14 protein-coding genes are annotated in these 20607 nt (G+C 37.1%); 8 read left to right on the top strand and 6 right to left on the bottom strand.

Annotated features, from left to right (window positions below; translation table 11 throughout):
• Positions 1 to 145: 145 nt before the first annotated feature.
• The 4 genes from B3C16_RS01020 (at position 146) to pafA (ending at position 9923) form a co-directional block, all read left to right on the top strand.
• Positions 146 to 5287, top strand: a complete 5142-nt coding sequence (locus B3C16_RS01020; RefSeq protein ID WP_291127762.1) for a beta strand repeat-containing protein — start codon at positions 146 to 148, stop codon at positions 5285 to 5287.
• Positions 5288 to 5292: 5 nt separating this feature from the next.
• Positions 5293 to 6258 carry a PorP/SprF family type IX secretion system membrane protein gene (locus B3C16_RS01015; protein ID WP_291127758.1) on the top strand — a complete coding sequence of 322 codons (966 nt, stop codon included), beginning with the start codon at positions 5293 to 5295 and terminating at the stop codon, positions 6256 to 6258.
• Between the two features lie 7 nt (positions 6259 to 6265).
• Positions 6266 to 8149, top strand: a complete 1884-nt coding sequence (locus tag B3C16_RS01010; RefSeq protein ID WP_291127755.1) for an OmpA family protein — start codon at positions 6266 to 6268, stop codon at positions 8147 to 8149.
• 163 nt (positions 8150 to 8312) lie between these two features.
• A complete protein-coding gene (gene pafA, locus B3C16_RS01005) occupies positions 8313 to 9923 on the top strand; it encodes an alkaline phosphatase PafA (RefSeq protein ID WP_291127751.1) in 1611 nt (536 codons plus the stop codon).
• An 84-nt stretch (positions 9924 to 10007) separates the two neighbouring features.
• On the opposite strand, the gene B3C16_RS01000 is transcribed toward pafA, so the two are convergent.
• The 4 genes from B3C16_RS01000 to B3C16_RS00985 all read right to left on the bottom strand — a co-directional run bounded on the left by B3C16_RS01000 (position 10008) and on the right by B3C16_RS00985 (position 13198).
• Positions 10008 to 10799: a DUF3667 domain-containing protein gene (locus B3C16_RS01000; protein ID WP_121312891.1), complete on the bottom strand. Its 792-nt coding sequence runs from the start codon at positions 10797 to 10799 to the stop codon at positions 10008 to 10010.
• 84 nt (positions 10800 to 10883) lie between these two features.
• The gene (locus tag B3C16_RS00995) at positions 10884 to 11390 is read right to left on the bottom strand and encodes a phosphoglycerate mutase family protein (RefSeq protein ID WP_291127747.1); all 507 of its coding nucleotides are present in this window, start codon (positions 11388 to 11390) and stop codon (positions 10884 to 10886) included.
• A 111-nt stretch (positions 11391 to 11501) separates the two neighbouring features.
• A complete protein-coding gene (gene lysA / locus B3C16_RS00990) occupies positions 11502 to 12707 on the bottom strand; it encodes a diaminopimelate decarboxylase (protein WP_291127744.1) in 1206 nt (401 codons plus the stop codon).
• A gap of 86 nt (positions 12708 to 12793) precedes the next feature.
• Positions 12794 to 13198, bottom strand: coding sequence for a hypothetical protein (locus B3C16_RS00985; RefSeq protein WP_291127741.1), 405 nt, complete (start codon positions 13196 to 13198; stop codon positions 12794 to 12796).
• A gap of 184 nt (positions 13199 to 13382) precedes the next feature.
• On the opposite strand from B3C16_RS00985, the gene sucC reads away from it, so the two are divergent.
• Both sucC and B3C16_RS00975 read left to right on the top strand, forming a co-directional pair.
• Complete coding sequence (gene sucC / locus B3C16_RS00980; RefSeq protein WP_121312895.1) at positions 13383 to 14576, top strand: ADP-forming succinate--CoA ligase subunit beta; 1194 nt, start codon at positions 13383 to 13385, stop codon at positions 14574 to 14576.
• A gap of 126 nt (positions 14577 to 14702) precedes the next feature.
• Complete coding sequence (locus B3C16_RS00975; RefSeq protein ID WP_291127737.1) at positions 14703 to 16049, top strand: glycosyltransferase family 39 protein; 1347 nt, start codon at positions 14703 to 14705, stop codon at positions 16047 to 16049.
• Between the two features lies 1 nt (position 16050).
• Here the strand turns inward: B3C16_RS00975 and B3C16_RS00970 are convergent, their stop codons facing one another.
• A complete protein-coding gene (locus tag B3C16_RS00970) occupies positions 16051 to 16806 on the bottom strand; it encodes a glycosyltransferase (protein WP_291127734.1) in 756 nt (251 codons plus the stop codon).
• A gap of 2 nt (positions 16807 to 16808) precedes the next feature.
• Positions 16809 to 17537 (bottom strand): methyltransferase domain-containing protein, encoded by a 729-nt coding sequence (locus B3C16_RS00965; RefSeq protein ID WP_291127731.1) that lies wholly within the window; start codon positions 17535 to 17537, stop codon positions 16809 to 16811.
• Positions 17538 to 17790: 253 nt separating this feature from the next.
• Here B3C16_RS00965 and B3C16_RS00960 point away from each other — a divergent pair, with 253 nt between their 5' ends.
• Positions 17791 to 19752, top strand: a complete 1962-nt coding sequence (locus B3C16_RS00960) for a tetratricopeptide repeat-containing sensor histidine kinase (protein WP_291127727.1) — start codon at positions 17791 to 17793, stop codon at positions 19750 to 19752.
• Between the two features lie 76 nt (positions 19753 to 19828).
• Positions 19829 to 20587, top strand: coding sequence for a LytR/AlgR family response regulator transcription factor (locus B3C16_RS00955; protein ID WP_121312900.1), 759 nt, complete (start codon positions 19829 to 19831; stop codon positions 20585 to 20587).
• Positions 20588 to 20607 lie beyond the last annotated feature (20 nt).

Below are 20607 nucleotides of genomic sequence, written 5' to 3'. Positions count from 1 at the left end.
GACTTTTACATTTACAGGTACACCAAATGCAACGGTTACTTATAATATCAATGGTGGTGCGAGTCAAACTATCGTTTTAAACGGTGCCGGGACAGCAACTTTAACCGGAACTTAGACCGCAAATACGACAATCAATATTGTTAGTGTGGCGAGTTCAGGTACACCAAGTTGTGTCAATCCACAAACTAGTAGTGTAACATTAACTGTTTTGCCATTGCCAACAGTGAGCGTTTCGGTAAGTCCGACGACATTGTGTTCAGGAAGTACAGCAACTTTTACATTTACAGGTACGTCAAATGCGACGGTTACTTACAACATCAATGGTGGTGCGAATCAAACTATCGTTTTAAACGGTGCCGGGACAGCAACACTAACCGGAACCTACACTGCGAATACGACAGTAAACATTGTTAGTGCGGCGAGTGCAGGCACACCAAGTTGTGTCAATCCACAAACGAGCAGTGTTACATTAACTGTTTTGCCATTGCCAACAGTGAGTGTTTCGGTAAGTCCGACGACATTGTGTTCGGGAGATTCGGCTACTTTCACTTTTACCGGAACACCAAATGCAACGGTTACTTATAACATTAATGGTGGTGCGACTCAAACCATCGTTTTAAACGGAACAGGCACAGCCACTTTAACCGGAACTTATACCGCTAATACAACTGTAAATATTGTAAGTGTGGCGAGTTCGGGTACGCCTAGTTGTGTAAATCCACAAACGAGCAGTGGTGCTTTAACCATTTTGCCATTACCAACGGTAAGTGTTTCGGTGAGTCCGACGACCTTGTGTTCAGGAAGTACAGCGACTTTTACATTTACCGGTACACCAAATGCAACGATTACTTATAATATCAATGGCGGTGCGAGTCAAACTATCGTTTTAAACGGAACAGGTACAGCCACTTTAACCGGAACCTACACTGCGAATACGACAGTAAACATTATTAGTGTGGCGAGTTCAGGTACGCCAAGTTGTGTGAATCCACAAACAAGTAGCATCACTTTAACCATTCAGCCATTACCAACAGCAAGTGTTTCGGTGAGTCCGACTCCAATATGTTCAGGCGATTCCGCCACTTTTACATTTACCGGAACGCCAAATGCGACGGTTACTTACAACATCAATGGCGGTGCGAATCAAACCATCGTTTTAAACGGAACAGGCACAGCCACTTTAACCGGAACTTACACCGCGAACACCACAGTAAATATTGTAAGTGTGGCAAGTTCAGGCACGCCGAGTTGTGTCAATTCGCAAACGAGTAGCGTTACTTTAACCATTCAACCATTGCCAACAGCAAGTGTTTCGGTAAGTCCGACGACATTGTGTTCGGGAGATTCGGCTACTTTCACTTTTACCGGAACACCAAATGCAACGGTTACTTATAACATCAATGGTGGTGCAAATCAAACCATCGTTTTAAACGGAACAGGCACAGCCACTTTAACCGGAACTTACACTGCGAATACAACTGTAAATATTGTCAGTGTGGCTAGTTCAGGTACGCCAAGTTGTGTCAATCCGCAAACCAGTAGTGTTACTTTAACCATTCAGCCATTGCCAACGGTTAGTGTTTCGGTTAGTCCAACGACATTGTGTTCAGGCGATTCCGCAACTTTTACATTTACCGGTACACCAAATGCGACAGTTACTTATAATATCAATGGCGGTGCGAATCAAACTATCATTTTAAACGGAACAGGCACAGCAACCTTAACCGGAACTTACACCGCGAATACCACAGTAAACATTGTAAGCGTGGCAAGTTCAGGAACACCAAGTTGTGTCAATCCACAAGCGAGCAGTGTTACTTTAACCATTCAGCCATTACCAATAGTGAGCGTTTCGGTAAGTCCGACGACATTGTGTTCAGGCGATTCCGCTACTTTTACATTTACCGGAACACCAAATGCGACAGTTACTTATAATATCAATGGTGGTGCGAATCAAACAATCACCTTAAACGGAACAGGCACAGCAACATTAACCGGAACTTATACCGCTAATACAACTGTAAACATTGTCAGTGTGGCTAGTTCAGGTACACCAAGTTGTGTCAATCCACAAACGAGCAGTGTTACATTAACTGTTTTGCCATTGCCAACAGTGAGTGTTTCGGTGAGTCCGACGACATTGTGTTCGGGAGATTCGGCTACTTTTACATTTACCGGTACACCAAATGCTACGGTTACTTATAATATCAATGGCGGTGCGAATCAAACCATCGTTTTAAACGGAACAGGTACAGCCACTTTAACCGGAACTTATACCGCTAATACAACTGTAAATATTGTAAGTGTGGCGAGTTCAGGTACGCCTAGTTGTGTAAATCCACAAACGAGTAGTACAACGCTAACAGTGGTTGAACCTCCAATAGTCGGTGCAAATGCAAGTACAACAATTTGTATTTTAAATCCATCATTTGATTTATTCCCATTATTAGGGCCGACGGCTCAATTGGGTGGAACTTGGTCACCGGCATTGGCTAGTGGAACCGGAGTGTTTAATCCTACAGTCGATCCCGCCGGAACTTATACTTATACCATTTTAGGAACAACTCCTTGTCCGCCTGCATCAGCTTCTGTAGAAGTAATTGTTAATCCGATTCCGGATGCAGGAAGCGATGGAACTTTGACTATTTGTTCGAATCAAAATTCAGTTGATTTATTTGCCTCTTTGTTAGGAACGCCTCAGTTGGGAGGAACTTGGTCGCCTGCTTTAGCCAGCGGAACCGGAATTTTTAATCCGGCAGTTGATGCTTCAGGCGTTTACACTTATACAATCACTGGTGTTGCTCCTTGTGTGGATGATATAGCAACAGTAAGCGTAACTGTAACTCCCGGACCGGAAGCAGGAAGTAACAACTCCATTACGCTTTGTGTCAATAGTTCGGTTCAAGATTTAGCTTTGTTATTAGGTCCTAATTCACAACCCGGCGGAGTTTGGTCTCCGGCTATGGCAAGTGGAACCGGTGTCTTTAATCCGGCAGTTGATCCGCAAGGCGATTATACTTATACACTTACAGGAACCCAACCTTGTGATAATGATTTTGCAGTGATTACAGTAACCGTAAATCCGGTTCCGGATGCAGGAAATGACAATTTGGTTGCTGTATGTTCCAATGGTACAGCTCAAGATTTATTCCTATTATTAGGTGTCAATGCACAAGCAGGCGGAACTTGGTCTCCGGCTTTAGCTAGCGGAACAGGAGTTTTCAATCCGACTATTGATGTGGCCGGAACTTATACTTACAGCGTTGGTGGTGGTTTCTGTTCAACGGATACTGCAGATGTAATCGTTACTATAATCCAAGCAGCAAATTCCGGTGGAGTTGGTCAGACTTTGAATGTCTGCGTAACTTCAACTTCAGTAGATTTATTTGCTGGATTAGACGGAACACAAGGAACAGGAACCTGGAATGATGATAATGGAACAGGCGCTATGATAGCCAATGTATTCAATCCTTCAACGGTTGGTGTTGGAACCTATAATTTTACTTATACTGTAGTTGGTACTTCGCCTTGTGCAAATTCAAGTTCTACCGTTACAGTAATTGTAAATCCACAACCCAATGCAGGAACATTTACAGGAATTGTATCGCTATGTCCAAGTGTAGGCGTTTTAGATTTGGCGACTTTATTAACGGGTCAGAATTCTGGTGGTGTATGGACAGACAGTAGTGCACTAGTGGTAACTTCACCAATCACCATTATCAATTTTGCTCCGGGAACTTACAGCTATACTTATTCAGTGACCAACGCTTGTACAACCGATACCGAAGTGGTTCAGTTTACGATTTTAGCCAATCCAATAATTTCCACTGTTAATGTTACGATTTCTCCGGCTTGTTTAGGGTCGAATGCAATTGTGAATCTAAACGGAATGGTGGATGGAACTTATACTTTGAGCTACGATTTATCCGGTGCCAATATTTTGTCCGGACAAACCGCAACAGTTACGATTACTTCAGGAATTGGCAATTTCAGTATCCCAACAGCTTCACTTCCTAATATTGGAACCACTGTAATCATGTTTACTAATATATTGAACACAGTTACGAATTGTTCAACCAGCTTAACCAATGTAGCAACCCAAATCCAAGTGAGACCTTTAGCCGATATTGACAGTGCGAATTTATCTGCAGCCAATGTTTGTTTCGGAAATAGTCTTGTAGTTAATATTGCCAATGCAGTAAACTTACCGGATGGCGTTTACCAATTCAATTACTCTATTCCCAATGCAACGCCTACGACCGGTGTTACCGGAAATGTAACAGTTACCGGTGGAATAGGACAGTTCACTGTTCCGGCATCGATATTTACAGTAGCAGGAAATTACACTTTAACTATTATTGGAATTATTGCCACAACCGGTTGTACCAATGCCAATGAAAATGCAACCGTTAGTTTTGTAATTAATCCAATCCCAAGTTTAACCACCGCATCAGTCACCGTTCAAGACACTTGTGCTAATTTTACCAGCTTAGTTACCATTTCAGGAGCGACTGACTTACCAAATGGCGATTACACCATCACCTATCAATTAACTGGAGCCAATACGGCGTTGAATACTATTACAGTTACATTCACGGGTGGAACAGCAACCTTTTCCATTCCGGCAACCGATTTAATTAATAATGGAAGTACCATATTAACCATTAACCAATTGAATTCTATAGTAACTAACTGTGGTGTCGCGGGGAATGTTGTCAATCCGATTAATTTCAACGTCACCTTAATTGGAACTCCACAAATTATTCAGGATGGCAATCTTTTCTGTCAAGATGATAACCCAACGATTGAGACTTTGACCGCTAATTTGATTGGATTCCCAACCGTAATTTGGTACAATGCTCCAACCGGAGGAACGGCTTACGCCAGTACAGATTTACTGGTTAACGGTACAACCTATTATGCAGCTTTAATCGCGGCCAGTGGTTGTGAAGGAGCCATTAGATTAGAAGTAACTGTAGATACAACCGTATGTGATGACTTATTTATTCCGGATGGTTATTCGCCAAATAATGACGGCATTAACGACACTTTTGAAATTCCGAACTTAGCGCTATTATACCCGAATTTCAAATTGGAAATCTATAACCGTTACGGAAATTTAATCTATACAGGAAATAGAAATACGCCAAATTGGGACGGAACAACAACCGTTAGCGGATTAAATCTTGGAAACAATCTTTTGCCGGTAGGCGTTTATTTCTACATATTGAATTTCAATGACGGAATAAGAGAAGCTATCCAAGGAAGAGTATATCTAAACAGATAAGGAAGATGAGTACAAATAGGAAACATAGTCTTTTAAAATATATTTCAGCGGTACTTATCGTGTTGAGCTCTTCTGCTGTGGTTGCGCAACAAGATCCTCAGTTTACGCATTATATGTATAATATGAGTGTCATTAATCCGGCATATGCGACAGAGAATAAAGATGTCATTAATATGGGTGGAATCTATCGCGCCCAATGGGTTGGTATTGAAGGCGCTCCAACAACTCAATCTTTTTTTGCCCACAAACCTTTATCTAAAAAAGTCGAAATGGGAATTTCTATTGTTCATGACGAAATCGGAGACGTTGTACAAGAGAGTAATATTTTTGCCGATTTCGCTTATGTATTATCGCTATCCGAAAAAACAAGATTGTCATTTGGGGTAAAAGCCGGAGTAACGCTTTTTAGTGCCAATTTTAACGGTTTTCAATACACCGATCCGGTGCTCGATCCGGCATTTCAGAATAACATCAGCGAAACATTTCCAAATATTGGCGCCGGAACTTATTTGTTTGGCGACAACTATTATCTCGGACTGTCTGCTCCAAACTTGATGACATCAAGGCATTTAGAAACCAATAACGGATTGGTAGGTAGTGGTGTTGAGTCCATCCATTTCTTTATGACCGGTGGTTATGTGTTTACGTTTAACGGCAACGATAATTTCAAATTGAAACCGGCTTTCATGGCGAAAGGCGTAGAAGGCGCACCGGTTTCAATAGATTTAACGACTAATGTTTTAATCAACAACCGATTCGAAGCCGGAGTAGGTTATCGAGTGGATGATTCTGTTAGCGGTTTGGTAGGTTTTTATGTTACACCAACCTTAAGAATTGGCTATTCTTATGATTATACACTTTCCAATTTGAGAAGTTTTAACTCAGGTTCACATGAAGTGTTTGTTTTGTTCGATCTTGATTTGGGCCGACTTTCGAAAAAAGGGTATGATAAATCACCAAGATTCTTTTAAAATGGATATGATGAAAAAAATCTTCTACATACTTTTTATTTTTTGCAGTATCACCACTCTTTTTGCCCAAAAAAAAGTTAGTGTCAAACAAGCCCATTCTTTGTTTGACAGAAAATCCTATGTCAAAGCCGCAGAGGCTTATGAGCAATGTGAACAGTCACAAAAAGTGTTACAGAATTTAGGCGATTGCTACTATTTCAATTTCCAAATGAATAATGCTGTTCGCGCCTATGGACAGTTGTTCTTTACTTACAAAGACAGTGTAAAAAAAGAAGTTTATTTCCGTTATGCCAATGCTTTAAAAGGCACCAAAGATTTTGATAAAGGCGATGTTATCATGTCGGAATATTTAGGTTTCGACCAAAATACGCCTAAGTTCATGAAGAATGTGACGCGAAATACACCACACAGTTTCAAACTCGAAATGATGTCGAAGAACAAAACCAATGGTGATTTCGGAATTGCGTTTTATGGAGATAAAGTAACTTTTGCCTCGCTAAGAAATGCCGATGAAAAAGCCTATGGTTGGAATGACAGACCTTATCTCGATTTGTTCATGGCTTCTGTAAATGATAAAGGACAATTGGTCAAAGTGGAACCATTTCCGGAAAGTATCAATACCAAAAAACATGAAAGTAATGCAACATTCAGTGCCGATGGTAAAATCATGTATTTCAACAGAACCGGTGACAAACAAGTAGAAATAAACAACGAAAGAGTAGCCACGGTAAAAATTTATAAAGCAGAATATGTTGGTGACAAATGGACCAATGTCAAAATGTGTTCGTTTTCAAGCGATGAATATTCAGTGGAACATCCATTTTTAACGAAAGACGGAAAGAAACTCTACTTTGCCAGCGATATGAAAGGAACGATTGGTTCGATGGATCTTTTTGTAGTTGATATTTTGCAAGACGGTACTTTTAGTCAGCCGAGAAATTTAGGCGAAACCATCAATACCATTCACCGCGAACAATTTCCTTTTCTAACCGAAGATGGAACCTTGTATTTTGCGTCCGATGGTCATCAAGGCAACGGAAATCTGGATATTTTTATGAGTTATAAATTGGACGAAACAGAATTCGACAAACCGTTAAATCTAGGCTCAACAATCAACAGCGAAATGGACGATTTCAATTTCATATTGGATGAAGCTAATGATAAAGGTTATTTTGCTTCTAATCGGACCGGAGATGACAATTTATACACTTTCGTGCGTGAAGATAATAAACTGCAATATTTAGTCGAAGGTGAAGTGCGTGATATGAAATCATCGGAGCTTTTGCCTGGTGCAACAGTGAAATTGTATAACGAAAAAGGCGAATTGCTCGAAGAAGTTTTAGTGGGTAAAGATGGCGATTTTACATTCAATACGGAGCCGAATACGAAATACAAAATCATGGCTTTTAAAGATTTCTATATTCCGGCGGAAGCCGAATTTGATACGAGCGTGAAAGGCAAAGTTTATATCGATTTACAAATGAAAGTCGAGTCCTATTACGATGCAGAAGACATCATCAACAAAAAAGAAGACGGAACGGTTTTAATCGAACTAGAGAATATTTACTTCGACTTAGACAAATGGAATATCAAACCACAAGCCGCACAAGTCTTAGATGTCTTGGTTGGTTTATTGAAAAAATACCCATACATGGAAATTCAAATCGGTTCTCATACCGATACCAGAGCTTCTGAGATGTATAATTTGAGATTGTCAAATAGAAGAGCGGCTTCGGCTTTAGAATATTTGGTGCAAAACGGAATAGACAGAAAACGTATGAAATCTGTAGGTTATGGTGAAAGCAAACCATTGATCATTTGTCCGAAAAACGATTGTACCGAAAGTGAACATGCCACCAATCGTAGATGTACATTTATGATTCTGAAATAAGTTAGTTGTTGAATGTTGTTATAAATTGGATTTTTTGAACTCAGATGCATGCTTTACCAAGCGTGCATTTGTTTTTTAGCTATAACGTAACTTTAGATTAACATAAATATTCAGAATGAATTCGGTTGTAATCGCTATTTTTGTTGTTCAATAGTTAACTCCAATGAAAAAAATATTTTCCTTATTTTCCTTAGTGATTTTTTCTAATCTTTCGGCACAGGAAAGACCAAAACTAGTAGTCGGCATAGTGATTGACCAAATGAAAATGGAATACCTATACCGTTTTCAAAGCGATTTTACCGAAAATGGTTTTAAGCGATTGATGAAAGATGGTTATACTTTTCACAATATGCATTACAATTATATGCCAACTTATACCGCGCCCGGACATGCGTCTATTTATACCGGAACAACTCCGGCTATGCACGGAATCGTCAGTAACGAATGGTTTCACCGAACTTTAAAAAAAGAGGTGTATTGCACAGACGATGAAAGTGTGACTACTTTGGTTCCGGGAACAGAGAAAGAAGGTAAAATGTCGCCTAAAAACCTTCAAGCAACGACTATCACTGATGAGTTGAAACTAGCCACCAACTTCAAAGGAAAAGTCATTGGAATGAGCATCAAAGACCGAGGCGCCATTCTTCCGGCCGGACATTTTGCGGATTGGGCTTTTTGGTATACTAAAACAGGTGAGTTTATCTCAAGTTCTTTTTATGGAAATGCTTTACCCAAATGGGTGGATGACTTCAATAAGGAGAAGCAATATTTACCTTATATGAATAGTGGTTGGCCTTTGCTAAAACCTATCGAAACGTATAATGAGAGTTTAACGGACGACAACAATTATGAAGGCAAGTTGTATAAAAAGGCTCCGGTTTTTCCATACAATTTAAAAGAAATGTATGAAAGTAACGATGCCGGAGTATTAAGAGTTACACCATTTGGAAATGATGTTTTAGCCAATTTGGCTAAAAGAGCCATCGAAAAAGAAGCATTGGGTAAAGATGATATCACCGATTTTTTAGCGGTTAGTTTTTCCTCAACCGATTATATCGGACATACTTTTGGTCCGCGCTCGATTGAAATCCAAGATACTTATTTGCGCCTTGATTTAACGATAGCTGATTTTTTAAATTATTTAGATAAAACTGTTGGTAAAGGAAATTATTTGATTTTTATGACTGCCGATCATGCTTGCTCCGAAAACCCAACGCACTTAAAAGACCACAAATATAATGTAGACAACATCAGTTATAAAGACGTTTCGAAAGATTTAGTAGCGTTTTCAGAACAAACTTTTGGGACTAATTTATTGTTGAAGTATGACAGTTATAATGTTCATTTCGACAAAGAAATAATCAAAACAAAAGGGTTGGATTTAGTAAAAGTAAAACAAAGTTTCAAAGACTTTTTATACACTAAAAATTATGTAAAAAGAGTGTACACCGAAGAAGAAATACTGACATCTTCAAGTTCCGACCAGTTGTTAAGCTTTGTTCAAAAAGGCTATGATCCAACTCAAAACGGCGATTTGTATTTTGTCTATAAACCCGGATTTATTGAGTATTCAGCTACTGGTGCAACACACGGCTCTCCTTATACTTATGATACTAATGTGCCTTTATTATTTTATGGTTGGAACATCAAAAAAGGCGAAACCCACGATAAAAAAGAAATCACACAAATCGCTCCAACATTGGCACAAAAATTAAAAATCACGTTGCCTAACGCAACAGATAGTGAGGTTTTGGAAGAGATTTTAGAAAACTAATAAAAAAGACTGCTTAAGCAGTCTTTTTATGTTTTTGGTTGGAATATATTTTTTATTTATAAAAGTTTTGACAATTGATTTTGTTTATTTCTTCGGAGCTAATTCTCTTAGTGATTCTGGTCCATACATCACTAATGTTCCAATTACAAAAGCAAAAATCAAGACAACATAAAGCACTATACCAATAAGAACAAAGAAAACTACTTTCACTATAACATCGCCAATACTTTTCTCCGGAAAAAAATCTTTATAAAACCAAACCATAATTACTGGTATAGAAAGCATTGAAAGAGATGTAATGGTTATAAACAAACCAACATTTCCATCTTTTAAAAAGAATAAAATAGGATAGAGCAGAAGTATGGTGAACAATAGATAAAAACACTGAATATAAGAATTCATGATAATGTGTTCATAAAAATTAGTCTTCCATTTTCTAAACAATAAATAAGTTATTATAGATATAAAAGGTATAGAAAGTAACATTAATAATGAATTGTAGCTCGACAAGAATGTCATCATATTGTTTGCAGTACTTTCAGGGATATCTAAACTAGCATAGTACGCTTTCATGATTTTTTCCATTTTTAAAAACTTAAATGAAATAAATGTAGAAATACCACTTAATACAAAAGTTAACATTATCGGTTTATAATGATTCACTCGGCTACCGTCAATAAATTCTTTGGCAGTTTTACCTGGATTTTTTAGAATTTTTTTTATTGAATAAAAAAAACCTTTGTTGGTATGCAATAAAAGATATTGCAATTCGTCAATCAAATATTTTCTATCAATTCGCTTGAATTTTTTTTGACCGCAATTGCCGCAAAAGTTCACAGTTATTGCAGTGCCACAGTTCTGACAGGTGTTTTCCATTTTTGATTAGTTTTTTAGCCAACCAAAACTACAAAAAATACCACAAAATTTTTACGGAGTTTTAAAAATTTTCTGTCAGAAGAATTAAGGTGTGCTTTTTCCGTATTTCATTGGAGCTACTTCAGGTTGTTTCCCATCTACAAGCGTTACAACAAACAAATTGTCAAATTGACTTTCGCTAATACTTACGTTAAAAGTATTGTTGGTAAGCACTTTTAAAATTTCGGGAACCGTATTCGAATGCCCAACAATGACAATTGTCTTTCCACGATGGGAAGCCATTAGTTCAGTAACAAAATCTTGATAAGGTTTATCAGCCGGATATTCCGTGATGGTAATTCTCTTTTCGGTGGCCAATGGTGTTACCGTTTGTTTTGTTCGATTATATGGTGTAGAATAAATAGCATCTACAGATACATTGTTCAATGTTTTTTTAAGTTCCTCGGCTCTTAACAGACCATCGGCACTAAGATTGGTGTCTTTGCTATTATCCGCCTTTTCAGCATGTCGTAAAACGATGAACGCTGTTGAGTTTTGGGAATAGGAAGCTAAAGAAAATAGTAAAATTATAACTAAGCCAAAATTTTTCATAGTAGTTTACCTTTAGGTTATAGTCAAAGATAAATCTTTTTAGGAAATTCAATAGCGAGATTAAGCAATGTTCATCCATAAAAAAATCCCGACGTATCGGCATTCTGTTTTTTATACTTCAACCAAAATCTGGTTCTGTAATAAATCTTCAAAAGATTCTCTCTCTCTTATCAAATGACCTTTGCCGTTTTTCCACAATACTTCTGCAGGTTTGAAACGCGAGTTATAGTTGGAAGCCATCGAGAAACAATACGCTCCGGCATTTCTAAAACACAAAGTATCGCCTTCATGAATTTCAGTAATTCTGCGGTTGCTGGCAAAAGTATCCGTTTCACAAATGTAACCAACAACAGTGTAGAAACGCTCTTTTCCTTTTGGATTAGAAATGTTTTCAATAGTATGTTGTGAACCGTAAAACATCGGGCGAATCAAGTGGTTAAAGCCACTGTCAATTCCGGCGAAAACGGTAGAAGTGGTTTGTTTGATGACATTGACTTTAGCCAAAAAATAGCCGGCTTCACTGACCAAGAATTTTCCCGGTTCGAAAGCCAAAGTCAATTCGCGACCGTATTCTTTTTCAAAAGCCAAAAAGCGTTTGGTTAATTTTTTGCCTAATTCTTCGATGTTGGTTTCGATATCTCCTTTTTTATAAGGTACTTTAAATCCGGAACCGAAATCCAAGAAATCTAAATCTTTAAATTGTTTGGCAGCATCAAATAAAATTTCGGCAGCGTACAAGAATACTTCGATATCCAAAATATCAGATCCTGTATGCATGTGGATTCCGTTAATGTGCATTTTAGTGTTTTCTACGATGCGTAAAATATGCGGAATTTGATAAATAGAAATTCCGAATTTACTATCGATATGACCCACGGAAATATTCTCGTTTCCACCAGCCATTACGTGCGGATTGATACGAATACAAACCGGAACTTTCGGATGTTTTGTGCCAAAATGTTCCAATACGGAAAGATTGTCAATATTGATTTGAACGCCGAGTGCCGCTACTTCTTCGATTTCTTCGAAAGAAACGCCGTTGGGTGTAAAGATGATTTTGTCCGGTGTAAATCCGGCATGCAAGCCCAATTGTACTTCCTGAATAGAAACGGTGTCAAGACCTGAGCCCAAGTTCTTCAGTAGCTTCAGAATAGAAATGTTTGACAAGGCTTTCATCGCGTAGTTGATGCGAAGCTTCTCCACCTTGGCAAAAGCATTGGTTAAACGATTGTACTGAAACTCAATTTTTTCAGCATCATACACATAAAGTGGATTCCCGAATTCACGGGCCAATTGTTCTAATTCTGTCGGTTGCATAATTGTTATTTAATTTAGCTGCAAAGCTAAGTCGCAACACTCGCAATTCCAAAGGAAAAAATAGCAGAATTCATGCTTTTTGAAAGCTATTGTACCAATTTAAGTCTAAAACCATCAGCAATAGACTGGTCTATAACAAATTCATTATCAGTTACTGAGAAGCAGCCCATCTCTATTCCGTCTATTTTGATGATTTCTCCACAAGGAAATTCGGGATTATCAACAATTAGATAATTGTAAACACCGGTTTCGAATACATCCCATTTGTCAGGATCGGTGTTGTTATTAACTACAGTCACTGTCTGCGTCGTTGGATTAAAGTTCCAAGTGATTAATCCGGGAGCAAAATTATTGTCGATTCCGGCAAAAGTGCCGCTTACATTGGTAAGTTTCCATTGCCCTTGAACGGCATCGGAATTTGGGTTGGAATCATTACTGCAACTTGGGAGTAAAACCAGCAATAAGATGGTTAGGGATAAGATTGATTTCATGTCTTTTGATTTAAAACTTAGATGCTTTAACTCAAAAACGGTTGCGTGGCTGAGGAAAAAAAATGCAGATCAAGAAATATACTAAATTGGTATACATTTCTTTTAGGTTTGATTGTAATTAATTACTTTTGTGGCACATTTAGCTGAATTCATTTTTCAGCACTTCACAAACTAACTATTTATTATGAACATACACGAATATCAAGGGAAAGAAATTTTAGCCAGTTACGGCGTTCGCATTCAACGTGGAATTGTGGCTAATAATCCTGTAGAAGCGGTTGCGGCGGCAAAACAATTAACTGCTGAAACCGGAACAGGTTGGCATGTAATCAAAGCTCAAATTCACGCTGGTGGAAGAGGAAAAGGTGGCGGAGTGAAATTGGCCAAAAACTTGCAACAAGTGGAAGAAATTGCAGAACAAATCATCGGGATGCAATTGATTACACCGCAAACACCACCGGAAGGTAAAAAAGTGCACAAAGTTTTAATCGCTGAAGATGTTTATTATCCTGGCGAAAGCGAAACTTCGGAGTTTTATATGTCGGTTTTGTTAAACAGAGCTAAAGGAAGAAATATGATTATGTATTCTACTGAAGGTGGAATGGATATTGAAGAAGTGGCAGAACACACACCACATTTAATCTTTACTGAAGAAATTGATCCGGCTGTTGGTTTACAAGGTTTCCAAGCGAGAAGAATTGCCTTCAACTTAGGTCTTTCAGGAAATGCTTTCAAAGAAATGGTGAAGTTCGTTGATTCTTTATACAATGCTTACATTGGTTGCGACGCTTCAATGTTTGAAATCAATCCGGTGTTAAAAACCTCTGATAACAAAATCATGGCGGTTGATGCCAAAGTAAATATCGACGACAACGCTTTGTTCAGACAACCGAAATATGCTGACATGCGAGACATTCGTGAAGAGAATCCAATTGAAGTGGAAGCCAAAGAAGTTGGTTTAAACTACGTTGATCTTGACGGAACTGTTGGCTGTATGGTAAACGGAGCAGGTTTGGCCATGGCTACTATGGACTTGATAAAATATGCAGGTTTTGAACCGGCTAATTTCTTGGACGTAGGTGGAACGGCTGATGCAAAACGTGTGGAAACTGCGTTTAGAATTATCTTAAAAGATCCAAACGTAAAAGCCATTTTGATCAATATTTTCGGTGGAATTGTTCGTTGTGACAGAGTAGCACAAGGAGTTGTAGACGCTTACAAAAACATGGGTGATGCTATTAAAGTGCCTATCATTGTTCGTTTACAAGGTACCAATGCAGAGATTGCAAAAGAATTAATCGATAATTCAGGAATGCCGATTTTATCCGCAGTACAATTCCAAGAAGCAGCGGATCAAGTGAAAGCCGCATTGTCTTAAAAATTCAACACTAGGCTTAGCCGAATCGAGCGAAGCTAAATTGAATATAGAATTAAAAACCTGAGTGAAAGCTCGGGTTTTTTTATTATTTTTCGACCTTAATTTTATCACCAAGCTAATCTGTAAATGAACATCAAGTATTTTTTCACCCAAAGGATTAATCTACTCATTATTTTGATTTCCTCGTTAATGATGGTTGTAGTGCTCAATTTGCCTTTTAAAGCAAAACCTTTTGGAGACATTACTTTTCATGAAGAAGCTAAGAATTTAGCGTTATATCTCAAAGGGGATGTTGGTTATGAAAAGGTGATGATAACCAAAGCGCCCGGACCGGTTTTTTTCTATACGCCGGCTTATTTGGTCGCGCCTTCCGATGCTACGGACAACCAACTTTGGGTTTACGGCGTGGTGTTTACTTTTATTACCATTACCATCAGTTTGCTTTTGATTTTTAAAATCGGTTCCAGTCTCTTTTCCAAAGAAGTTGGACTACTGAGTGTTTTGCTGTTCTTTATTTTTCCGATTCATTGCTACTATTCTTTAGGGATTTTGGCCGAAGTGCCTGCTTTTTTTTCGCTGACTTTGGCTTTATACGGTTGGTCTAAAATAACTCAGAATGCCGCAAAAGAAACCGGCTGGTTATTACTAACGCTTGGGATATGGTTTTTGATATTGAACAGACCTAATACAATGTTATTACTGATGATAGGGTTTTTGGTGATTGCCTATTCTTTCTTTAAAAACAAGGCATTTTTTAGAATTTATGGAAAGAAATTGGCTTTCGCTTTTGCTTGTATTGGTTTCATGGGATTGGGTACGCTTCAATTGGCCAAGTTAATAACAGGAGAAAAATCAGGCGACAATCAGGAAGGACTTTTGTATTATGTGGCCCATCAAGGCAGATTTCAATTCAGGGAAGAACCAACTGATTTTCGTTTTTGGGAAAGCGATATCCGATCGGACAGTAAAGATTATCAGAATTGGGGAAAAAGTGGTCAAGAGTTAGAAAAGACTATGAATGAGACTCAACGTTCTTCCACCGAAGTTTATAGAGAATTCTTAATCAAAGATGCGCTTGAACATCCTTTCTTGTTTGCCCGACAATTTTTTGTCAAATGTTTTTATGGCCATATGTATTTCATCAATAGTGTAAAGCCGGAGCAATTTCATCTTGGACCAATTCAAGGTGTCATAGGATATTGGTTTATTATTTTACTGATAAACTCCATCAATATCATCATCATTTTAGGCGCAACTCTGTTTTTGTGGAAAGAAAAGAACCGAATTAATTATTGGCTTTTTTGGGGTGTAATTGTAGCACTGTTAATTTTTCACGGATTAACTTATATGGAACCGCGATACATGTTCCCGGCACGCGTGGCTTTGTATATTATGAGTGCTGTCGGTTTGTACCGTATCAATTGGATACAACGAAAAGTCAACTTCATTTCAAAGTTTGTTTTCTTGAAATAAATTATATTTTGTAGTGTTTTTTCAGCTTAATTAATTCAAAAGGCACTTTGAAATAATCACTTAGTTTTATTTTTGAGCCTTTTACATCTCTCCAAGTAGTTAGAAATCTTTCTTGGGTTATTTCATTGATGTCTGTGTTTTTATAGGTTTGAAGGGTTCTGCAAAATAATTCGATATCAAAAAACCATTTAGATTTAAATTCTTTAGCAAAAATAGCTTCAATTATAGTGTTTTTGAAAAACTTAAAACCACATTGGGTATCGTAAACCGGAGTTTTTAATAGCCAATTGCTGACTATGGTTGCGAATATTCTACCTAGTAAATACCTAACAAATCTTCTTTCTACATTACCGCCAAGGTGCTTAATTCTTGAGCCGAATACGATTAGTTTGTTATTGTTTTCGAATACTTGGACTGTTGGTTCAATTTCAAACAATGGTGTGGCCAAATCGGCATCAAGAAAGCCGATGATGTCAAATTTATTTAAAGAGAATAAATGGTTGACGCCATTTCTGACGGTTTCCGCTTTTCCCAAATTTTTGTCATTGTCAAGCACATAGACTTGATTGGGAAATTGTTTTGAAAATTGGTCTAATAATGCTAAAGTACCGTCATTACTACCATCATTTACAAAACAGAAAAAATGATTTGAATGGGATTGAATGTGTTGGGCAAAGTCATCTAAATGAATTCTTTTGGCTTCATTATAACAGGGAACCACAATACCGATTTGAAATGTATTTTCCTTTTCCTCCATTTTTATTTTATGATTTTTCCGAAAGCAATACAAGTTACACCCATCAATTTATTTTTAGTCAAATAGTTTGCGTCAAAACGGCATATAGAAAATATGATTTTATTGAGAATAGGGTGAAGCGGTTTCATTTCTGATTTGACTTTTTTACTGGGAACTAAGTTGGAAATTCTTCTGCTTAACCAAACCAACGGGAATAAGATTCCGTACAGATAATAAGTTGAGGTAATTTTATAGTTGCTTTCCACTAGCACTTTTTTAAGCGATGGAATAGTATATCTTCTATAATGACACAAATATTCATCATGAGCGGACCACAAAGATTTAAAAGCCGGAACAGTGATGAAAAAATAATTTTGGCCTTTGGCATTGGCCTTAATCTCCTCAAGCATTTTTTTGTCGTCTTCTAAGTGTTCTAAAACATCCATCATGACCACTAATGAATTTGAAATCACATCAGGAATCTTGTTTTGCTTGATTAGTCTTGTGCCGGAGGATTTTTGAATCTCTTCTTCGGTGTATTCAGTATCGATTAAATAGCAATTGTTTATTTTCTGAGGAAAGGCATTTAAAATTTCTTCCGCAAAAAAACCGGTCCCGGAACCAACGTCGATGATGTCATATTTAATGTCAGTTGATAAACTTTCAAAGTAATTGAGTAAAGGAATTTTTTTGCTTTGGTAGTACCAATGCGTATTTTGGTCAACACCGCTCGAAATCTCTTTAATATCCATTTATTCTGATTGATTTATAAACGTTGTAAATATAATATTTTTAGCATAAGATAGTTTTTAGTTGTCAATCATTTTTGAAAACCAATCTTGAAAGTGCTCAATTATCTTTTTGACACGAGTACTTTTTGTATTGCCCCAAAAAAATCGAAGCCTAATGTTGCAAATTCTCGTCCAAAACAGTCAAATACTCATTTAATATATTTCAACCAAAAGGAAATGCTATTTTTGTTTTGAACATTATATAAATGTACGAATGAAGATAGAAAAATACTTTCCTCTATATTTTTTGTTGCTTTTTTCAATGGTGAGTTGGTCACAAAATCAGAAGATAGACAGTTTGGTTTCTCTTTTAAATAAAACCAGAAATGATATTGATAAGGCACAATTACTCAATGCCATTGCCGACCAATACAAAACGAGTGATCCAAAGTTAATGTTGGATTATGCTCAAAAAGCGTATGATTTGGCCCAAAAAATCAACTACGAATTGGCTGAAGGAAATGCGTTATTGAATTTAGGTAATGCGAATATTATCAGTGGAAATTACCCTAAGGCATTGCAACATTTTACGGATGCCCAACATCTTTTTGAAACTTTGGTTGTTAAAAATGATATTGAAAGGCAAAATGGATTGGCGAAAGCATTAGGAAGTATCGGAATTGTTTTTTCGGAACAAAGTAATTATGCCAAAGCGCTACAATATTACTTGAAAGCGGTTAAGATTTATGAGCAAATCAAAGATGAGGAAAAATGTGCCAAATTGTATAACAATATCGGTGTCGTTTATCAATCACAATCAGCCGATTTTAAAGCACTCGAATACTTCATTAAAACCCAAAAAATCCAAGAAAAACTTAAGGATGCCAACATCGGAATCACTTATACTAATATTGGAAACGGTTACCTAAAACAAAATAATTTATCCAAAGCTTTTGATTATTATTCTAAAGCCAAAACAGCTTTGGAGCAGCATCCAAATCCGAGAGCATTGGGCGAATGGTACAATAATGTCGGGTTATATTATAAAGTTACTAAGCAAGCGAACAAAGCCATTGAACACTGGAAATTAGCCATTTCAACTTTTGAAACCATTGAAGATAAATTTGGAATAGGCGATAGCTACCTTCTTTTGGGCCAATTATTTTTGGAACAAAATAAGCTTGAAGAAGCGACGCAAATGGCTGATAAATCATTGGTTTTAGCCAAAGAAATCAAAGTTTTAGAACAAGTAGTGCTTTCAGAAAAATTGTTGAGTGATATTTACCAAAAGCAAAATAATTCCGTTTTGGCGTTACGACATTTTAAATTGTACAGCCAAGCCAAGGACAGTTTGACCAATGAGGAAAATATTCGTAGAAGTGTTGAAGAAGAATTGAATTTTGATTTCGAAAAGCGTGAAGCCATTCAGCAAAAGGAAATCGAAAAAAGAGATTTATTGCTCAAAGAAGAATCTAAGAGAAATACATTACAGCTCTTTTTTGCCGCGATTTTTGGGTTGTTGCTTTTCGGAATGGCTTTTTTAATTTACAATCGAATTCAGCTTAAAAAGAATCTTACGTTGCAAAAGGAACTCGCAGAATATGAACAAAAAGCCTTGCATTTACAAATGAATCCTCATTTTGTGTTCAATTGTTTGGGTTCGATTTCGAGTTTTATAGTGCAAAACGGAACCGACTCGGCCATCAAATATTTGTCCAAATTCTCTAAATTAATGCGCTTGACCTTAGAATATTCTAAAGAAACATTAATTCCGATAGACAAAGAAATTGAGAGTTTACAAAACTATTTAGAGTTGGAACAATTGCGTTTTAATAATAAATTTACGTTTTCTATTTTTAAAAGCGATGCGATTGAAGATGATATGGCTTTGCCGCCATTATTGTTGCAGCCTTTTGTAGAAAATGCGATAATTCATGGGGTAATTCCCAAAAAAGAAAAAGGAAGTATTTCAGTGCGTTTTACCATTGAAAAAGACAGTTTGTTTTGTACGGTGGAAGACAACGGCATTGGCTTTAGTGAGTCGAAAGCTCAAAAAGAGCATTCGGTTGTAGCTCATAAATCGATGGCGTTGGACATCACCAAAAAGCGTTTGGAAATGATAGAATCGACAACCAAGCAAAAAACAGAATTCAAAATCGAAGAAGTTAAAAACAATCCGGAAGAGATTTCGGGAACCAAAGTAACCTTACATCTGCCAATACAATATATTAAATAGTCGAAGGTTATAAAGTCGAAAGTCATAAAGAATATTTGGCATTTGACATTGAGGCATTTGACATTAAGAAAAAAAAATGATTACAGCCATATTAATTGATGACGACACCAATTTAAGAAACGGAATGAAAAGTCTGTTATCACGTTATGCTCCGGAAATTAATATTATTGGCGAAGCTGATAGTGTTGAAAGTGGTACGGCTTTGTTGTTGCAAAATCCGCCGCAAGTATTGTTTTTAGACATTCATTTGGGTGACGGTTCCGGCTTTGATTTGTTAGAAGAAGTGAATAAAAAAGGGAAGTTGAATTCTCAAATTGTTTTTATCACGGCTCATGAACAATACGCTATAAAGGCTTTTCGTTTTAGTGCTTTGGATTTTTTGCTAAAACCGGTTGATCCTGAAGAATTGGAGAAAGTAATCGGGAAACTGAAAAATGTCATTGATAAAAACGACAATGTGGCGCACATCGATTTGTTGTTGGAAAATATCCGAAAGAAAGTTGATAATTTCAAACGCATCGCATTGTCGAACTCAGATGGAATTCATCTTTTTGAGGTAAGCGACATTATTCGTTGCGAAAGCGAAGACAATTATACTAAGTTTTATATCAAAAACAACAAACCGATTTTGATTTCAAAAACCTTGAAAGAATACGAAGAATTGTTAACCGAACATGGGTTTGAAAGGATTCACCAAAGTCATTTAATCAATTTGGCTTATTTGAAATCCTACATCAAGAAAGATGGCGGTTATGTGATTATGGCTGATAACAGCAATCTTCCTATTTCGCAAAGAAAAAAAGACAGATTACAAGAATTATTGAAAATGTTGTAGCGAATTCTAAATCAAAATAG

This window comes from Flavobacterium sp. UBA7682, from assembly GCF_002482945.1.
Taxonomy (GTDB): Bacteria; Bacteroidota; Bacteroidia; order Flavobacteriales; family Flavobacteriaceae; genus Flavobacterium.
Note: the sequence above shows the minus strand (reverse complement) of the source record. Positions and strands in the feature narration are given on the sequence as shown.

Coding starts and splice junctions, on each gene's coding strand:
- B3C16_RS01010 (WP_291127755.1), top strand. CDS start 6,266: ATGATGAAAAAAATCTTCTACATACTTTTTATTTTTTGCAGTATCACC.
- B3C16_RS00960 (WP_291127727.1), top strand. CDS start 17,791: ATGAAGATAGAAAAATACTTTCCTCTATATTTTTTGTTGCTTTTTTCA.
- sucC (WP_121312895.1), top strand. CDS start 13,383: ATGAACATACACGAATATCAAGGGAAAGAAATTTTAGCCAGTTACGGC.
- B3C16_RS00955 (WP_121312900.1), top strand. CDS start 19,829: ATGATTACAGCCATATTAATTGATGACGACACCAATTTAAGAAACGGA.
- pafA (WP_291127751.1), top strand. CDS start 8,313: ATGAAAAAAATATTTTCCTTATTTTCCTTAGTGATTTTTTCTAATCTT.
- B3C16_RS01015 (WP_291127758.1), top strand. CDS start 5,293: ATGAGTACAAATAGGAAACATAGTCTTTTAAAATATATTTCAGCGGTA.
- B3C16_RS00995 (WP_291127747.1), bottom strand. CDS start 11,390: ATGAAAAATTTTGGCTTAGTTATAATTTTACTATTTTCTTTAGCTTCC.
- B3C16_RS00965 (WP_291127731.1), bottom strand. CDS start 17,537: ATGGATATTAAAGAGATTTCGAGCGGTGTTGACCAAAATACGCATTGG.
- B3C16_RS00970 (WP_291127734.1), bottom strand. CDS start 16,806: ATGGAGGAAAAGGAAAATACATTTCAAATCGGTATTGTGGTTCCCTGT.
- lysA (WP_291127744.1), bottom strand. CDS start 12,707: ATGCAACCGACAGAATTAGAACAATTGGCCCGTGAATTCGGGAATCCA.
- B3C16_RS00985 (WP_291127741.1), bottom strand. CDS start 13,198: ATGAAATCAATCTTATCCCTAACCATCTTATTGCTGGTTTTACTCCCA.
- B3C16_RS00975 (WP_291127737.1), top strand. CDS start 14,703: ATGAACATCAAGTATTTTTTCACCCAAAGGATTAATCTACTCATTATT.
- B3C16_RS01000 (WP_121312891.1), bottom strand. CDS start 10,799: ATGGAAAACACCTGTCAGAACTGTGGCACTGCAATAACTGTGAACTTT.